15 protein-coding genes and 5 pseudogenes are annotated in these 16,605 nt (G+C 37.8%); 14 read left to right on the top strand and 6 right to left on the bottom strand.

What is annotated here, in order from left to right:
* Positions 1–2: 2 nt before the first annotated feature.
* Together CGC64_RS14075 and CGC64_RS14070 are read right to left on the bottom strand one after the other, a co-directional pair.
* Positions 3–890, bottom strand: coding sequence for an SDR family NAD(P)-dependent oxidoreductase (locus tag CGC64_RS14075; RefSeq protein ID WP_032854958.1), 888 nt, complete (start codon positions 888–890; stop codon positions 3–5).
* Between the two features lie 50 nt (positions 891–940).
* Positions 941–1,078, bottom strand: a pseudogene (locus tag CGC64_RS14070) (glycoside hydrolase N-terminal domain-containing protein); the annotation flags it as partial.
* A 320-nt stretch (positions 1,079–1,398) separates the two neighbouring features.
* Here CGC64_RS14070 and CGC64_RS14065 point away from each other — a divergent pair.
* The 4 genes from CGC64_RS14065 (at position 1,399) to CGC64_RS14055 (ending at position 5,397) form a co-directional block, all read left to right on the top strand.
* Complete coding sequence (locus CGC64_RS14065; RefSeq protein WP_005675738.1) at positions 1,399–2,190, top strand: head GIN domain-containing protein; 792 nt, start codon at positions 1,399–1,401, stop codon at positions 2,188–2,190.
* Between the two features lie 350 nt (positions 2,191–2,540).
* On the top strand, positions 2,541–4,262 hold the full coding sequence (locus tag CGC64_RS14060) for a response regulator transcription factor (protein ID WP_005675739.1): 1,722 nt from the start codon (positions 2,541–2,543) through the stop codon (positions 4,260–4,262).
* Between the two features lie 54 nt (positions 4,263–4,316).
* Positions 4,317–4,445 (top strand): hypothetical protein, encoded by a 129-nt coding sequence (locus tag CGC64_RS19260; protein WP_259323336.1) that lies wholly within the window; start codon positions 4,317–4,319, stop codon positions 4,443–4,445.
* A gap of 196 nt (positions 4,446–4,641) precedes the next feature.
* A complete protein-coding gene (locus CGC64_RS14055) occupies positions 4,642–5,397 on the top strand; it encodes a creatininase family protein (protein WP_005675743.1) in 756 nt (251 codons plus the stop codon).
* A gap of 603 nt (positions 5,398–6,000) precedes the next feature.
* Here CGC64_RS14055 and CGC64_RS14050 read toward each other — a convergent pair.
* Positions 6,001–6,534, bottom strand: coding sequence for a GNAT family N-acetyltransferase (locus tag CGC64_RS14050; protein WP_005675745.1), 534 nt, complete (start codon positions 6,532–6,534; stop codon positions 6,001–6,003).
* Positions 6,535–6,652: 118 nt separating this feature from the next.
* On the opposite strand from CGC64_RS14050, the pseudogene CGC64_RS14045 reads away from it, so the two are divergent.
* From CGC64_RS14045 to CGC64_RS14035, 3 genes and pseudogenes are all read left to right on the top strand, one after another.
* Positions 6,653–6,886, top strand: a pseudogene (locus CGC64_RS14045) (hypothetical protein); the annotation flags it as partial.
* A gap of 2 nt (positions 6,887–6,888) precedes the next feature.
* Positions 6,889–7,390: pseudogene (locus CGC64_RS14040) on the top strand (beta-galactosidase); the annotation flags it as partial.
* A 166-nt stretch (positions 7,391–7,556) separates the two neighbouring features.
* The gene (locus tag CGC64_RS14035) at positions 7,557–8,402 is read left to right on the top strand and encodes a helix-turn-helix domain-containing protein (protein ID WP_005675749.1); all 846 of its coding nucleotides are present in this window, start codon (positions 7,557–7,559) and stop codon (positions 8,400–8,402) included.
* On the opposite strand, the gene CGC64_RS14030 is transcribed toward CGC64_RS14035, so the two are convergent.
* Entirely contained in the window at positions 8,399–9,901 is a 1,503-nt protein-coding gene (locus CGC64_RS14030) for a sensor histidine kinase (protein WP_005675750.1), read from the bottom strand. The genes CGC64_RS14035 and CGC64_RS14030 overlap by 4 nt on opposite strands.
* A gap of 252 nt (positions 9,902–10,153) precedes the next feature.
* On the opposite strand from CGC64_RS14030, the pseudogene CGC64_RS14025 reads away from it, so the two are divergent.
* From CGC64_RS14025 to CGC64_RS14000, 7 genes and pseudogenes are all read left to right on the top strand, one after another.
* Positions 10,154–10,571, top strand: a pseudogene (locus CGC64_RS14025) (beta-galactosidase); the annotation flags it as partial.
* Between the two features lie 124 nt (positions 10,572–10,695).
* Positions 10,696–10,899: pseudogene (locus CGC64_RS14020) on the top strand (hypothetical protein); the annotation flags it as partial.
* Positions 10,900–11,039: 140 nt separating this feature from the next.
* Positions 11,040–12,563: a TlpA family protein disulfide reductase gene (locus CGC64_RS14015; RefSeq protein ID WP_032855020.1), complete on the top strand. Its 1,524-nt coding sequence runs from the start codon at positions 11,040–11,042 to the stop codon at positions 12,561–12,563.
* Between the two features lie 88 nt (positions 12,564–12,651).
* On the top strand, positions 12,652–12,819 hold the full coding sequence (locus tag CGC64_RS18850) for a hypothetical protein (RefSeq protein ID WP_005675755.1): 168 nt from the start codon (positions 12,652–12,654) through the stop codon (positions 12,817–12,819).
* A 228-nt stretch (positions 12,820–13,047) separates the two neighbouring features.
* Positions 13,048–13,815: a threonine/serine exporter family protein gene (locus tag CGC64_RS14010; RefSeq protein WP_005675757.1), complete on the top strand. Its 768-nt coding sequence runs from the start codon at positions 13,048–13,050 to the stop codon at positions 13,813–13,815.
* A 1-nt stretch (position 13,816) separates the two neighbouring features.
* Positions 13,817–14,302 (top strand): threonine/serine exporter family protein, encoded by a 486-nt coding sequence (locus CGC64_RS14005; protein WP_005675758.1) that lies wholly within the window; start codon positions 13,817–13,819, stop codon positions 14,300–14,302.
* 13 nt (positions 14,303–14,315) lie between these two features.
* Positions 14,316–15,044, top strand: coding sequence for a DUF6064 family protein (locus tag CGC64_RS14000; RefSeq protein ID WP_005675759.1), 729 nt, complete (start codon positions 14,316–14,318; stop codon positions 15,042–15,044).
* A gap of 89 nt (positions 15,045–15,133) precedes the next feature.
* On the opposite strand, the gene kdsR is transcribed toward CGC64_RS14000, so the two are convergent.
* Together kdsR and CGC64_RS13990 are read right to left on the bottom strand one after the other, a co-directional pair.
* Positions 15,134–15,943: a 3-ketodihydrosphingosine reductase gene (kdsR, locus tag CGC64_RS13995; RefSeq protein WP_005675760.1), complete on the bottom strand. Its 810-nt coding sequence runs from the start codon at positions 15,941–15,943 to the stop codon at positions 15,134–15,136.
* Positions 15,944–15,975: 32 nt separating this feature from the next.
* On the bottom strand, positions 15,976–16,596 hold the full coding sequence (locus CGC64_RS13990; RefSeq protein ID WP_005675761.1) for an HAD family hydrolase: 621 nt from the start codon (positions 16,594–16,596) through the stop codon (positions 15,976–15,978).
* Positions 16,597–16,605 lie beyond the last annotated feature (9 nt).

Raw genomic sequence — 16,605 nt, 5'->3', positions numbered from 1 at the left:
ACTTATTTCACATAAATCATCTTTTTCGTCATTCCTCCGTCAATGGTTATGTTCTCTCCGTTGATGAAGTCATTGTTTTCCTCGCAAAGAAATAAGCACATACGGGCAATGTCTTCCGGTTTGCCCACTCGCCGGGAAGGGTGTTGTGAATGGTCTTCCGGGCGGAGCTGGTTGTAGTCATGTGTCTGTATCCACCCCGGTGCAATAGAGTTTACCGTAATGTGCCATTCGGATAATGATGAGGCTAATGCATGGGTTAAAGAATAGATACCACCTTTTGAGGCGGCATAACCTTCACTTCCGGGCTCGCTCATCAGATAACGGGTGGAACAGATATTGATAATTCTTCCGTAAGGATTTGGAAAGGAAAGGGCTTTACGATGAATGGCAAGTAATCGTGAAGTGATAAATACAGGACGCAGGTTGACAGAGAGAATCTTGTCGAAATCCTCTATACTTGTTTCCGTGATAGGAGAAAAGTTGCTAATGCCTACATTATTAATAATGATATCAAGATCGCCCCATTCCTTCAGAATTTGCAGGACACAATTCTCCAACGACTCTTTATTGCTTACATCAACCTTGTGGAATATGCTTCCTGTTTCTTTTGCAGTTTGTTGACCGGATGCATCATTCGTATCACAGAAAGCGACTAGGCAATCCGCTTGAGAAAATGCTTCTACGATTGCTTTGCCTATTCCTTCCGCTCCGCCTGTTACGAAAACTCTTCTTTTCCGTCTGTTTGCATCAGAAGGTATCTTGTCTGCTTGTCCCGTTCTCACCTGATGCGTTGTTCCGGTTTTCTTTTTACCATACTTCTGTGCTTGTTTCCAAGCAGCTTTTCTGGCTTCATATTGTTCCTGCTGTCTTTCTATATAATTATCTGCCATGATTTCTTTTTTACTGGCAAATGTAAAATATAAAAAGGATAAATGCAAAGAATCGCCCGCTCCTTTTTGTCCAAACGAGCGGGTGATTCTATTCCATATACCATGGCCCCTAAACGGCCGTTTCCCAATGGTAATGCTTCGGTCCATACTTGTGCCGGGCGATCGTACCAAAGTTTATATTCCTGCACAGGTGGTTACTTTTCTTGTGCATGAATACTACAGGCAATAAGGCGTAGAAATAATTAAAAGTTATCGGGCATAAAAACGAATTTCAATATCCGGCTGAAAAGGACTTACTATGCATAGGTGAAAATACGTTGGAAGTGTAAATACAATAATGTGTACTTATCTATTCATTATAAACAAATAACTAAAATGTATAGTTTAATTATTGGACCATTATTGTTCCGCATTGATCCGGAAGGTTGGCAAAGTTATATTCGTTCTTTTCTTGTAAATTGAAATATACTTCTTATATTTGTCGTTAGAACATTTAACGAAAAAAATTATGAAAAGTTTAAAGGTTACATCTATGTTGGCAGTACTGATGTTCTTGTTTATAACAGGAATGCAGGCACAGACCGTAACTCCCAGTAAGAAGTATATTACAAAGGAGTTGAATAACGTAAGCAATTTTAGCTCAATCAAGGTGCTAGGCAGTACTGATGTTGAATATCGACAGAGTAGTGGCTCTAAAACAGAGATTTCTATATATGGTTCGGACAATTTGGTCGATTTGCTGGAAGTGTCTACTGCGAATGGAGTGTTGCAGGTGAATATCAAGAAGGGGGTTAAGATTCTTAGTGGAGAACGTCGTTTGAAAGTGATTGCTTCTTCTCCTTCATTAGATGAAGTAGATATTAAAGGTTCGGCAGATGTATATCTGAAGGGTACTATTAAAGGTGTTGATTTAACTCTGAACATAACCGGTTCCGGAGATATTGAAGCGGAGAATCTGCAATATACTAATCTTTCTGCTTATATAAAAGGGAGTGGAGATATCGATGTGAAAAATGTGAAGGGCACTACTGTAAAAACGATAGTCAGTGGTTCGGGAGATGTGAATATCAAAGGCGCTGCGAAATGGGCTGCGTTGACTGTAAACGGCTCCGGTGACATCAGTGCTGATAAGTTGGCGGCTACTGAAGTGATTGCCACTGTTTCAGGTTCCGGCGATATCTCTTGTTATGCTTCTAAACAGTTGGATGCAAAAGTTAGCGGTAGTGGAGATATTGAATATAAAGGAAATCCATCTATTCTAAATAAACAAGGCAGGAAAGATTCTATTTCCAGAAAATAGGAATTCTCGATTATAATAGGATGCGGGTAAATATGCGTGATGTATTGCATATTTGCCCGTTTTTGTTTTGTATCTGTATGCTTTCTATTGATTAATTTCATAGTAAAAATATATATTATTGTATGTAAATCGGATAAAAATGTAGCTTTACACTTACATTTGCTTATATTAGAGTAACAAATGAAAATGTTACCATTTTAGATAGAAAACGCCCTTTGTTTTTGTCAGAAACCACCTCGTAAACCGGTATCGAAAAGTTTATACTTGCATCGGATTTTAATACGTCAAAGAATCATCAGACGTGTTTTACTGAAAGTGTAAAATATTAATTAAATTAATCTGATATTAGTATGAATGATTGTTTCCTGAATTTATTATTTAGTTTTCAGCTTTTACTTCCTTTAAAGGAGGGAGCAGATTTTGTGGGCAGTAAACAGACTATTGATGTAATTTTGTCTGATTTGTCTCTGCTTGGATATGTAATTCCCGTAGGGGGACTTGGTATTGGACTATTTATTTGCCTACTTGCCTATCTTGCGGCAGAGTATAATGTCCGGTTTCAATCTCATGAAAAATATAAGATTGCAATGAATATGCTTCATTCGATACATACACCCTTGACATTATTACGAAATCAGTTGGAAGATATTAAAACTGCTAGTCTGTCTGAACCGATTTCTCTGAAAATAGAGGAAGTCTTGAAATATGCTGAACGTATAATAGACTGTAATCAGAATGTTATGACGCTTGATAAGATTGAAGGTAGTATTAAACCTAAGACAGCTACTGTCGATTTTGAACTTTCCACTTATATCACTTCCATTGTTAATCAATGTCGGCCATACGCAAACATCCGTCAAGTGAAATTGAAGGTCAACGAATGTTCGGATTGTGTCAGTTGCAGGATAAATGAGAACATAATGACAGCCGCACTTCAGTATCTTTTATACAAGATAATCTTGATAACAAATTCGGGTTGTTGCATATCAATTAGCGTAACGCATACAATGGATGCATGGGAATTACATATCAGCAATAATACCGTAACGGAGAATAAAGCTGAAAGTTTATTTTCCTTTATTTCCGCTCTGTTTCCTGTATATGGATATAGTGGTTTGAGGACTGTCAGAAAAATCATTCGTTTGCATGGAGGGAAAATGATTGGCTACGGACACGGCAAATTCGCCACTTTCAGGATTGTTATCCCGACGGACTGTCATTGCCAGAATCAAGAATGTCCCGTTATAAAATCCTCTCGAATTCATAAGGATGAAAAACAAGATTTGAAAGCAAAGGATGCTCCTCATATCTTATTAGTAATGAAGGATAAACCGTTCAGTGATTATTTGAGAAAGTCTTTGTCGAGATACTATCAGATTTCCATTCTTGAAGATCCTGATTTGATAATACATACTATCATCCGGCAAATTCCTGACACAATCATTATTGATGATAATGTAAACGGCATAAGTGGTGATTCGCTCTGTTTTCAAGTTAAAGCAGATAAAACAATGGGAGAGATACCAGTCGTTCTGCTGATAAGGTCTTTTGATAATGAAAGCTATCTTTCTCATTTAGGATGTGGAGCAGATCGGTTGAAATTGCGTACAGAGAGTATCTGTAAGTTCAGGGCGGATATTCACATGCTTATTGAGAACCGCATAGCGTTGCGTGAACGAATAAAAAACTTTTTATCTGATGCCATTTTTCCTTTGGTGCCTATGAGGCAGGAAATGGAAAACACAGATTTGTTATTTATGAATAAAGTCAATGAAATATTGGAAAAGAATCTCTCAACGGAGAAATATAGGATTGATAAACTTTGTGTTGATATAGGGATGAGTCGTACTGCTTTTTACAGTAAGATAAAGGATATTATAGGTATGTCACCGGAAGATTACATCTATTCATTCAAAATGGATAAAGCACTTAAATTGTTGGCTTCCCAACAATTTAATATTTCGGAAATAGCAGGTATGTTGGGATATTGTGATGTCCAATATTTTAGGAAGAAATTTAAGGATTTCTATCATGTATGCCCTACGGATTATATAAAGAGTATTATTGGCTAAAAATCTATTCTCCGGAAATTTCTCATGGTTTCCGTAATTTTGAGATTGCAACACATGGATAATAAAACGAAGGAAGTAAAAGCTACGGAAGGCAAGGGATATCTGACAATCAAGAGCTGCCGCCAACCCAAAGCGAATATAGGAACCGTAGAGAAAGTCTTAGAAGGTATCTGGCGTCTTTGAATTGACTCTTCCGAAGAAAGAACGGTTACCTATCGCTTGTAATATATTTGTTAATTAGTTAGTGAATTTAGTCCTTGATTAGCTATAGAATCTCCAAACAATTCCTATTTTTGCTTCAAGAAGTATGGTCTGATAAAAAAAGAAAGAAGTGATAGTAAAAATGAAATAGTATAATCATCAGAAATAAATAAGGTATATGAATAGAAAAGTTGATTTATCCATATCTTGTTATGGAGAAGTAAAAGATGGGAGATATGATATTGTAGCGTTACCGTGGGGGGCTACCGAACCTCATAATCTGCATTTGCCCTATATGACGGATTGTATCCTTTCTCATGATGTAGCGGTTTCTGCCGCTTTGATAGCCAAACAGAAATATGGGGTAAATTGTATGGTCATGCCACCTATCGGCATGGGGTCGCAAAATCCGGGACAACGGGAACTTCCGTTTTGTATCCATACGCGTTATGAAACTCAGAAAGCAATACTGACGGATATTGTTTCTTCCCTTTATGTTCAAGGTATCCGGAAATTAGTAATTATCAACGGGCATGGTGGCAATACTTTTAAAAGTATGATTCGTGATTTATCGGTAGACTATCCTGACTTTCTGATTGCATCAAGTGAATGGTATACCGTATTAAAGGTTAAGGACTATTTTGAAAATCCGGGTGACCATGCAGATGAAGTCGAGACATCTGTAATGATGCACTATCATCCCGAACTGGTCAATCTTGAAGAAGCAGGAAGTGGAGAATATAAAACCTTTGCCGTGCAGTCTTTGAATGAAAAAGTAGCATGGATTCCCAGAAACTGGGGAAAAGTATCGAAAGATACCGGGGTAGGTGATCCGCGTGGAGCCTCTGCCGAAAAAGGTAAAAAGTTCGCAGAAGCGGTCGCAGAGAAATATGCAAGGCTCTTTGACGAACTGGTGAACCAGAAACTTTACTAAAGAATAAAATACGAATAGGTGAACAATAGTGATATTATCTCTATTGTTGAGAAGCACTAAATGAGTAATAAGTGAAAAAGAAAATTAGTTGTAAAGGTCGTTTATTGTCTTCAATGTATAGATATATTTGTGTATGTCCCATTGCTGTCTTTTCTACTCTTAAACAGTTTTCTTTTTCTTATACAAGATGCTAATAAACTCATTTTGTGTTTTTAATAAATAATGGAACAGTTTATTATAAACGGGTCTCACGTTTATAATAAATGATATTCAGGGTTACTTAGTAAATGAAACTGAATATATTAAACAAAACGGGGTAAAATCTCTACAGATTTTGCCCCGTTTCTATTCTTCCGGACATATATCTATGCCTTCAAAGTCTATCTTTATGTCTTTATTTTTGTATATCTCATTCTTGTTCCAGTTGGTTCTTTCGGACAAATATACAAAATAAAAAGAGCAAAGTCAATAGTTTCTATGTTTACCTTTATTTCTTTTGTTTTACCAATATAATTGCCGGATTGTCTTCTTCATCCACCTTCACCCGTCACGGTTGGTGTGTTAATCGTTTTAAAAGGAATACAAATCTTCCGGATAATGCTTTCATCCTGTTTTGATATGATATAACACGTGTTTGCATAATGGATGGTCAGCAGGAACAAGCGGATGGTCGAACTCTTTCATTCGTGTCATACCTATCTTCTGCATTACACGTTCCGAACGGAGATTCGGCAGGGAAGTAAATGAATACAGTTCTGTAATGTCCGGTTGTTTACGAGTATATTCCAGACAAGCTGTTGCTGCTTCAGGGGCATAGCCATGTCCCCAATACTCATGTGCCAGCCGCCAGCCGATTTCTATACCCGGTGCAAAATCTACATCGAATGTTATCTGATGCAGCCCGGTATAGCCCATAAAAGCATGGTCTTCTTTGCGTTCTACGGCATACAAACCGAAGCCGCAGGTTTGAAATTCCTTTTGGATACGATGATAAAAATTGAGTGATTCTTCCGGAGTTAATGGTTGGAGAAAGTACTCCATGACGTGAGGGTCGGCGTTCATGAGGGCAAAAAGAGGAATGTCTTCCTCTTTCCAATCGCGAAGGATCAATCGGGATGTTTCGATATAAGTTTGCATAAAACTAAAAATAGTAATTCGCAAATATACGCTTTTTAGTCTTATATACCAGAACTTTTTGTTTGCTTCTGTTATCTTTTTAATATTGGGGTACCAGCGAGCAGATATAGATATAACTTTTCATATTACGACTGCCGGAAATCTTACTAAAGTCTCCGGCAGGGACGGTAGTGGTGTAATTTACGGATGCCGTGAACTGATAGACCGTCTGAACGATTCGGAAGGGAAACTGAACTTCCCGGAAGAACTGAAGGACGGACCTGAAATGGTACTTCGCGGTGCTTATGTAGGTTTGCAGAAAATGACTTATCTGCCGGGATATGGTGTTTATGAATATCCTTATACCCCAGAGAGGCTTCTACCCATCCGGGTTTGAAGCCGGCAGTATTTCCGGCAACTGATTGGAGTTGGGAGAAGACGGCAAAAAGTTATGGAGAAACTCCCGAAAGAACTGCTCTCCGAAGATAAAAATACTCGTGTCAGTGTGGCTTATGAAGCAGAAACAGCTGTGATGAAAGGCAAATTTCAAAAGAAAGAACATCGTAAACAAATGGGAGTATTTTTTAGTAAAGGGAACAGTATCGAATGGAATGTTTCTACCGGATTGGTGCAGGTCTATGCGCTTCGCTTCAAATACATGAATACAAGCGGAAAACCAATCCCTGTGTTAATGAAGTTTATTGACGCGAAAAGGGTAGTCTTGAAAGAAGATATACAGATATTTCCGGAGACACCGGACAAGTGGAAAATGATGAGTACCACTACGGGGACATTTATTAATGCCGGACATTATAAAGTGTTACTTTCGGCTGATACTATGGAAGGCTTGGCATTTGACGCATTGGATATTCAATAGGGCTTTTTGAAAGTCAGTTATATAAGCCACATTTCTCATATTCTAATCTTTTCTTATAAATAGAATATAGATGTTATTTTTTTAAGATTCGATACTCTGATTTTAATTATTTGAGAGCCGAGTTTTAAATAATCTCTATATTTGAAATCAAAAACAAAATAACACAATGGAGAGTGATATACCTAATTTTGATTTGCCAGTTGATTATATTGTTGGAGAAGGATATGAGATAGATTTATCAAAAAGGTACAAGAACTTTCCTTGTAGGGTAAGGTCCGGTTTTTTCATCCTCTGTGTTAAGGGAGTAATGCAAACAACAATCAATGGAAATCTTCATCATATTGGTGAAAACGATTTGATAACCTTACTGCCTGGTTATTTTATGGAAATTCTTGATTTCTCACCGGATATTCATATCTATTATGCTGGGTTCTCAGCCGGATTTATAGAAGGTATAAATTTAATGAAATCCACAGAACATCTTCTTCCTGTAATTATGGAAAACCCAATAATAACGTTGTCTCCATTACAAGCTTGTAGCTACAAGATGTTTTATGAATCGTCAATACTGTCATATGCTTCACCTCGTACACAGGCAAATAAAGAGATAGTAAAAGCTGTCCTTACTATGTTCGTTCAGGGAGCCACTGAGATTTACAAGATGCAAAATAACCTGTATCTATCTTCCCAATCAAGGAAGTATGAGATTTATCAGGAGTTTCTGAAATTGGTCATGAAATATTATATAGTTCATCATGGGACTTCCTTTTATGCCAATCAACTGGGGCTTAGTTTGCCACATTTCTGTTCGACAATAAAAAAAGTTGCTGGAAATACCCCATTGGAAGTGATTGCCTCCGTTATCTTAATGGACGCAAAATCCCGGTTAAAATCGACTAATGAGCCTGTGAAGAATATTGCCTTATCTTTGGGATTTAATAATATTTCTTTCTTCAACAAGTTCTTTAAGCAGCATACAGGAGTTACTCCACAAGAGTACAGAGGGCATTAAACTCCTTTCGATTGCCTTTTAAACGGCAATGTCACAATAAAGCGGCTTCCTTTTCCGATTTCCGATTCAACCGAAATACTTCCTTGTAGGTGCTCTACAATCGTTTTGCAGATAGAAAGCCCTAGCCCCGTACCTTGTTTGAAAGTATTGACCTTATAGAAACGGTCGAATATCTCTTTCTGGCATTCTTGCGGAATTCCTTCTCCCGTATCTTCCACAAACAGGTAAACCAATTGGTCTTTCTCTGAATGTGATGTGAAGCCGAAATGGATATAACCTTTCTCTGTAAATTTGCGGGCATTGTTTATGAAATTGCAAATAACCTGTTTCAAGCGTGTCGCGTCGGTATTAATGTAAATGTCATCATCCGGTAGTAACGCTTTTATTTCAATTTCCGGCAACTGTTTTACTGCTTGTTCTTTCTCTATATCTTTCATCATGGATTTTAGGGAACAACAGGAATAAGTGAATTTAATCGTGTTTGATTCTATTTTTGATAAGTCAAGTATATCATCAATCAATCGTACCAAATGCTCGCTGTTGATACTGATTAACCTTACAAAGTCAGCCCGTTCTTCATCGCTTAATTCATTATAAGTGGAAGCAATGACATCTGAGAAACCTACTATCGCATTTAACGGTGTCCGGATTTCATGGCTCATATTTGCCAAAAATGCCATTTTAAGCCGATCACTTTCTTCTGCTTTTTTACGAGCTTCAATCAGAGTGTTTTCTATATCTTTATATTCCTGAATACTCATACAGATTCCCACTAACCGATAAGGATGTCCGGAGATATTTGCGATATACGTGGATTGTCCTTCAAACCATTCCCATGTACCGTCTCCACGACGCAATCGAAATGGAACAGCTTTATCAAATGTTTCAATGCCGCTGAGTTGTACGACAAAGGCATCAGCCATAGTTTGTCGATCGTCCGGGTGAATCATGCTTACATATTCTTCCATTGTTAAGGTGTTGTTTTCTCCAGCCGGAATACCCAAATGGGTAAAATAACGATTATCTAAAGTAAACTCACTTCGATTTATATCGTAATACCAAGGATATATTCTGGTCCTTTGCAAAGCAGTGTTCAGAATATATTCTTGTGTGAGTTCCACTGTAATATTACGAAAAAAGAACAAGATGGTTTTTAAGTTTCCTTTATTTCTGATTGTAGCAAATTCTCCCCTTATAGGGAATTGTGTATGGTCTACTTGCTCCTGTATATAGGTATGTTCTGGAAGTGTATATATCCTCTCACCTTGACTAATCTTCTCTAAGATAGTTGACAAAATATCTTCTTTATTATTCAATAGCTTGAATATCTGACTTGTAGGGAGGGGCATCATTGTATTGACAGATGAATGAACATGAAGTTCTGTAAGAGCTTGCTGATTTAGTTGTATGATTTTTCCATTTATATCCAATATAATAACTCCGTCAGGTAGAATATTCAGCAATTCATCATCGTAGAGTGTTTGTTCGTTCACTTCCATGTGTTGTTGTTTTAATGCAAAGTATGAAGTAATAAATATAATTCCATAACAAAGAAACTCATTTCTTTTGAAGATAATACTACTTTAATGAATGTTTTTGAGCTTGTTTATATCGCTATTTTAATTTGCAATATATTGAGTGTTAATATGATATTCTCTTTTTAAGATTCGATATTCATATTTTAATCAGTGCTTTTATAGAGTACAAAAAGACTCCTCATCCGTCTACTTGATATGAAGAAAAAAGAACGAATGAAAATATATACTTTACTGTTTGGGGCATTGGTCGTTTGTCCGATGCAGGCACAGACAGTACATGATTGGGAAAACCACCATGTACTTCAAATCAATCGGAAACCGGCACGGGCTGCGTTTATTCCTTTCTCCACACAGAAAGGAGACTGTTCGGTATGCTTGGATGGAATGTGGAAATTCAGATGGACACCTGTACCTGACGAAAGAATCGTTGATTTTTATCAAACGAATTTTAATGATAAGGACTGGACTGATTTTCCGGTTCCTGCTAATTGGGAAATCAACGGATATGGTACTCCAATTTATGTATCAGCCGGTTATCCATTTAAGATAGACCCTTCGCGAGTAATGGGGGGAACCCAAGGCGGATTATGCGACTTATCAAGAAAGGAATCCGGTAGGGCAGTATCGGCGGCTTCTTATGGGTATTGGCAGATGAAGGTGTGAAACGCGTGGATATGGACGGATTCATTGATAATCAAGGCAACTTTGGCGTTGACGGTATTGTAGGGCCACATCACGAAAAGGAAGGTAGCTATGATGCGTATATCGGAGTATATCAGCCTTGTGACGGCCGAAACCGAGTGCTTTATACACTTCCCGAAAGTGGAATTTCTGTTTTGAATGTGATTCCACCGGTACGTAATAAGGTAAACTCAACGGATTTGTGCTGTCCTTCTTCACAAGCTAAGTGGGTGAATGGTTCCCAAACGGGGCGGATTGTTTTCCGGTTTATGGAATAAATAAAAAAAGGTGCTGACACCTGACATGATATTTAATTTTAAAAGTCATACAAATAAAGCAGAACAAAGATAATAATCATTATCTTTGTTCTGCTTTATATATTCTGATTACCGAAACGTTATAATACTACTCACACATGATGAAACATCTTTTTTCTTTTCTGATAATAGCTTCTTTGCTGTTATTTGGTTGCCGTTCAAAAACACAAAGTAATTTTCAGCCTGAACTTTCTGAACAAGCGGAGGAAAGCTATTCTTTACCTGAAGAATACGCTGAAGAAGTGATTGTTACAGGCAAGGTGCTGAACCGGGATTTTTATCCTAATGAAAAAGATTTGACTCTTATTATTCCTTTTTTTAGAAAAATGGAGAATCAGTACTGTGCACCTATCCAAAAGGATGGATCATTCTCTTTCCGTTTTCCTATTTTTGCAAAAATAAGGGAGATTTCTATTCGTAATTATGCCGAACATTTGTATGTGCATCCGGGGGATAGTGTATACGTAGAGATTGATTTTAAAGATATGTTTCATCCCAAAGTAACGGGTGATGCTGAAAAATTAAACCAAGAAATATTGGCTTTTACTGAGAATGCTTATTACTATATACAGAATTATAGTATAGGATCTAATTTGAATAATAATGATTTTGAAACAGAACTTAAAAGGGAGTATAATCTTCGTTTGGAACGTAGGCAAGAGTATATACAAAAATATAAGCCGTCAGAAGAAGTTGAATTTCTCACAGAAGAACTATTGAAACAGGATTATTATTATGCTTTGCTACTTTATGCTTCTCACATCCAAGATGAAACTGGTAAGGAGTTGGAGCGCTATCATGCGTTGTTGCCTGAAATTAACGGGCTTTACCATAAAGGCATACTATCAGCACGTTTATTTGATATTGCTGAAAGTGTAGAAAACTATGTTTTATTTGGAATGGCTTTGAAAAATAGGAAATATCCGAAGATAGAGGATATGATGTCTCTAATTGGGGAGAACACATTGAATCAGTATTTGTATACAAAGATGATGGCTAATTGTTTGACGGCTAATGATACACTTGCTTTAGCAAAACGACACGCACAGTTTGATTCAATAGTGAAGATGCCGCATTTACGTGCACAGATTACCCAAATATATAATCGGACTAAGTCATATTTGGAAAATCCTCAATCGGTTTCCGATAATTTATTGTATGGGGTATTTCATGAAAATGCAAGTCAAAAAACGTCTATGTCATTTATGGAACCTATTTATGAAATGCTCGAGAAAGATCGTGGAAAAGTGATCTATTTTGATTTTTGGGTTAAGTGGTGCCCTCCTTGTTTAACGGAGATGGAACCGTTGAAGCAGTTACGCAGTAAGTATTCTACAAAAGATTTGGTCATATATTCTATATGTGGCAGCGAACCGAAAGAGGAGTGGGAGGAGTGCCTGGATAAGTATTCATTGAGGAACCGGGGAATTGAATGTATTTATGCAAATGATTTTTTTGGAAAAGAAAATTATCAGAAGATTTGTAACCAATGGAATGTGCATGATATGCCATATTATATCTTGATAAACAGAAAAGGACAGATTATTGATTTTGGTAGTTCGGCACGTCCGAGTAATCCGAATTTGCGATCTAGAATTGAGGAGGCGGTTAAAAATATAAAATAACTTTTTATTTATTTTACTCAGAAGTAGAGGATAGTGAGTACAAAACGGCCGGATTTCCGTCTTTATTTTAGTAAAAATATAGATTGGAATGGAAAGCCGACTGAAACATCGAATATTTGTATTTTCTTTATTGGTATGGACTGTTATATGTCCTTCCGGTACTCAACAAACACATTCGCTTCGCGAACAATTCTTGAATCCGTCCGATGAATCCCGATCCGGTGGAACTTTCACCGGAAGTGAAACAGAAGATTAATGAATTAAAAGAGGCAGGCGTGTTGCTTCCCGTTATTCCATCTAAGGAAGACGATTTATTTTATTGCTAATCAAAGGATTGATACAGTCTTTCACAGTAGCTTATTTTTTAGCTCTGTGAAAGGCTGTGTTTTTGTTTTCGGATATTTAATGAGAAAATATTCAAGAATAAGGCTTCTGCTATGACTCTTTTTTGTACTTTTGCAGCCGATTTAAAAATACCACATGCATGAAGACAAGCGAATCTTTATTATCAAAAGGAAAATTCATTGCCGAATATTCTGCCCACCTAATGGGAGCCGGAGTACATACTTCGCGGGTTGTCCGTAATTCCAAACGTATCGGTGAGGCTTTCGGGCTAGACGTAAAATTAGGAGTATTTCATAAAAACATCATTCTTACGATTATTGACAAACAAACCAATGAGGCTTGCAACGAGGTTATAGACATTCCTGCACATCCTATTAGTTTTGAACATAACTCGGAATTAAGTGCATTGAGTTGGGAAGCCGTGGACAATCGCCTCTCGTTGGAAGAACTGACGGAAAAATACAGGAAAATAGTTTCCGCTCCGATGATACATCCTCTTTTTGTATTATTGCTGGTAGGATTTGCCAATGCTTCTTTCTGTAAACTGTTCGGAGGGGATTTGATTTCTATGGGCATTGTTTTCTCAGCCACAATTACAGGATTTTACCTGAAACAACAGATGCAGAAAAAGAAAATCAATCATTATATAACATTTATTGTTTCGGCGTTCGTGGCTTCCCTATGTGCATCCACAGCTTTGATATTTGATACGACTTCCGAAATAGCACTGGCAACCAGCGTACTGTATCTCGTTCCGGGGGTGCCTTTGATTAATGGTGTGATTGATGTGGTAGAAGGATATGTCCTGACCGGATTTGCCCGCTTGACGGAGGCGTCCTTGCTGATTGTCAGCATTGCGATCGGCCTTTCCTTTACATTATTAATGGTAAAAAACAGCTTAATTTGATATGGTAGCACTCGATATTCTTTCCGATGGATTTTTTGCAGCAGTGGCGGGTATAGGCTTCGGAGCTATTTCCGACCCACCTTTGCGCGCATTTAAAATGATTGCGATTTTAGCGGCATTAGGACACGCATGTCGTTTTTGCCTGATGACTTATTTAGGGGTAGATATTGCTACCGCTTCTTTATTTGCCGGTTTGGTAATAGGTTTTGGTAGTCTATGGCTGGGAAAAAGGGTCTATTGCCCAATGACGGTACTCTATATTCCGGCATTGCTTCCGATGATTCCGGGCAAGTTTGCCTATAATATGGTATTTTCACTGATTATGTGTTTACAGAATATGAATGACCCGGAGCAACTGGATAAATTCATGGGTATGTTTTTCTCCAATAGCTTGATAGCCAGTACTGTAATATTCATGTTGGCGGTAGGAGCCACATTCCCGATGTTCCTGTTTCCACACCGGGCTTTTTCTTTAACAAGACATTAATTAAACTACTTTTATGGAGATTTTTTGGAGAACAATCGCATATTATAATTCAGCCACCTGGCTTTTGCAGATAGTTATTATTCTTATTGGTATCGTGCTGACAGCATTGCTCATCTGCCGGCCACGTCCGTGTGTGAAAATGGGAATGAAGTTCTACATGATAGGGCTGTATTCATGGATTTCAGTTATCTATTATTATATTTATTGTGAGGAACGCAGCTATAATGGAGTAATGGCTATGTTTTGGGGAGTAATGGCTATTATCTGGATTTGGGATACTATTACGGGATATACAACTTTTGAACGTACACATAAGTATGATATCTTATCGTATATCTTGTTGGCAATGCCTTTTATATACCCACTGGTTTCGTTGGCCCGCGGACTTAGTTTCCCGGAAATGACCTCTCCGGTAATGCCCTGTTCCGTGGTGGTATTTACAATCGGACTACTATTGCTGTTTGCTCATAAAGTGAATATGTTTCTGGTGCTTTTTCTTTGCCACTGGTCATTGATAGGATTATCCAAAACTTATTTCTTCCAGATTCCGGAAGACTTTTTGTTGGCAAGTGCAACCATTCCCGGCTTGTATCTTTTCTTCAGAGAGTATTTCCTGAATAACCTGCATGCCGATACGAAGCCGAAAGCAAAATATATTAATTGGTTATTAATAACTGTCTGTATCGGATTGGCTATATTACTGACCACTACAATGTTTCTGGAATTAGTACCCAAAAACTAATCTGAAACAGAGAGAATAGTTTTTTCTAGAAATAAAAAATCGCTTTTTATAACTATTAAAGTTATAGAAGGCGATTTTTGCATACCTGCCTATTGAATGGCATAGAATATTCGAAGAGCATATTGCATGACAACGTCAGGCAGCCATTTCTTACTCTTAGCGAATGTGACTTGTATCCATGGTCCGACTTTCGTACGGAAGGGAGGATTTTTGCATGCTACTATTTTACAGATTGCATGCCCTAACTTCTTCGGGTGACATCCGTTACGTTCTTCCTTTTCTATAATTTCCAATGATTTCAGGAAACTCTCCTTGTAATCGGTATTTACTCTTGTTGCTTCCGAAATATTCCGGTTATCTGTAAATCCGGTATTGAAATCTCCCGGTTCTACAATACAAACTTTTATATGAAACGGATGAACTTCCAAGGCTAAAGCCTCACTATATCCTTCGACTGCAAATTTAGAAGCGGAATAAAATCCCTGATAGGGGATACCCATTACTCCACCGATAGAACTGATATTGATGATTTTTCCTCTTCGTGCCTTGCGCATATAAGGCAGCACCACTTTGCACATGTTCACTACGCCGAAGAAATTAGTATTCATCTGCCCGGATATTTCATCTTCTGTTGCGAGTTCCAAAGCGCCGCCGATACCCATTCCGGCATTATTAATCAATACGTCAATCCGTCCTTGTTCTGATATAATCTGTCCGACAGCTTCGTGGATAGAAAGAATATTAGTGACATCGGCAACAAGCATTTTTACATTGTTCATGTTTCCGGAAGGCTTTCTACTTGTTCCGTAAACAATGTGCCCCTGTTCAGATAACATTTGCGCTGTGATTTTCCCGAACCCGGAAGATGCTCCGGTGATAAGTATGACTTGTGGTTGCATGTTTTTTCAGAAAGTGATATAAGGGCCAATTATTACTCCTCTAATATAGCAGTCAGTTCTGCTCTCCAATCAGTTCCGTTCCGGGGTTGGAAAGTTTCGAATCCCAGCTCTTTGCCCATGTGGATATTTGAAGTTCCGTCATCTACAAATAAAGTTTCGGAAGGAATTATATTACAATCCTTTATCATAAAGTCGAATATTTCCGGTGCAGGTTTTGTATGTCCTACCTGATAAGATAGATACAGCTTGTCACAATAATCATTCAATGGCTTCTTCCTTGAGGAAAATTCGGGGCTACAAGCCCATGACATGACAAAAGGATTGGTATTACTAAGAATATATACATGATAAGACTTCCGTAATTCCAACATATAATCAAGTTTGCGCAAATCTACTTCGTTGAAGAAGCCCAGCCATGCCTGTTTGGTTTCTTCCATAGTAAGCTCTCGTCCGCATAAATCTCCCAGTTGTTTTCTAAATTCATCAGCGCTAAGTTTACCTTCCTCCAATTCCTGAAATATTCCGGTTTGATGATATTTATCCAACCGACTGTCTGCATCCGTCAATCCCAGTTTGATAAATGCCTGAACGGCTTTATCACGGTCAATGTCTACAATAACTCCACCAAAATCGAATACAATGTTCTTAATCATGATATATTT

Source organism: Bacteroides caccae, from assembly GCF_002222615.2.
In the GTDB taxonomy this organism is placed as follows: domain Bacteria; phylum Bacteroidota; class Bacteroidia; order Bacteroidales; family Bacteroidaceae; genus Bacteroides; species Bacteroides caccae.
The sequence above is the reverse complement of the archived record's forward strand: the minus strand, read 5'-3'. Positions and strand labels throughout refer to the sequence as shown.

What these genes read in the sequence shown, in the direction of transcription:
- CGC64_RS14050 (WP_005675745.1), bottom strand. Translation starts at nt 6,534, where the DNA reads ATGCAAACTTATATCGAAACATCCCGATTGATCCTTCGCGATTGGAAA.
- CGC64_RS14055 (WP_005675743.1), top strand. Translation starts at nt 4,642, where the DNA reads ATGAATAGAAAAGTTGATTTATCCATATCTTGTTATGGAGAAGTAAAA.
- CGC64_RS14065 (WP_005675738.1), top strand. Translation starts at nt 1,399, where the DNA reads ATGAAAAGTTTAAAGGTTACATCTATGTTGGCAGTACTGATGTTCTTG.
- CGC64_RS14075 (WP_032854958.1), bottom strand. Translation starts at nt 890, where the DNA reads ATGGCAGATAATTATATAGAAAGACAGCAGGAACAATATGAAGCCAGA.
- CGC64_RS14060 (WP_005675739.1), top strand. Translation starts at nt 2,541, where the DNA reads ATGAATGATTGTTTCCTGAATTTATTATTTAGTTTTCAGCTTTTACTT.
- CGC64_RS14005 (WP_005675758.1), top strand. Translation starts at nt 13,817, where the DNA reads ATGGTAGCACTCGATATTCTTTCCGATGGATTTTTTGCAGCAGTGGCG.
- CGC64_RS19260 (WP_259323336.1), top strand. Translation starts at nt 4,317, where the DNA reads ATGGATAATAAAACGAAGGAAGTAAAAGCTACGGAAGGCAAGGGATAT.
- CGC64_RS14035 (WP_005675749.1), top strand. Translation starts at nt 7,557, where the DNA reads ATGGAGAGTGATATACCTAATTTTGATTTGCCAGTTGATTATATTGTT.
- CGC64_RS14000 (WP_005675759.1), top strand. Translation starts at nt 14,316, where the DNA reads ATGGAGATTTTTTGGAGAACAATCGCATATTATAATTCAGCCACCTGG.
- CGC64_RS14030 (WP_005675750.1), bottom strand. Translation starts at nt 9,901, where the DNA reads ATGGAAGTGAACGAACAAACACTCTACGATGATGAATTGCTGAATATT.
- kdsR (WP_005675760.1), bottom strand. Translation starts at nt 15,943, where the DNA reads ATGCAACCACAAGTCATACTTATCACCGGAGCATCTTCCGGGTTCGGG.
- CGC64_RS14010 (WP_005675757.1), top strand. Translation starts at nt 13,048, where the DNA reads ATGAAGACAAGCGAATCTTTATTATCAAAAGGAAAATTCATTGCCGAA.
- CGC64_RS18850 (WP_005675755.1), top strand. Translation starts at nt 12,652, where the DNA reads ATGGAAAGCCGACTGAAACATCGAATATTTGTATTTTCTTTATTGGTA.
- CGC64_RS13990 (WP_005675761.1), bottom strand. Translation starts at nt 16,596, where the DNA reads ATGATTAAGAACATTGTATTCGATTTTGGTGGAGTTATTGTAGACATT.
- CGC64_RS14015 (WP_032855020.1), top strand. Translation starts at nt 11,040, where the DNA reads ATGAAACATCTTTTTTCTTTTCTGATAATAGCTTCTTTGCTGTTATTT.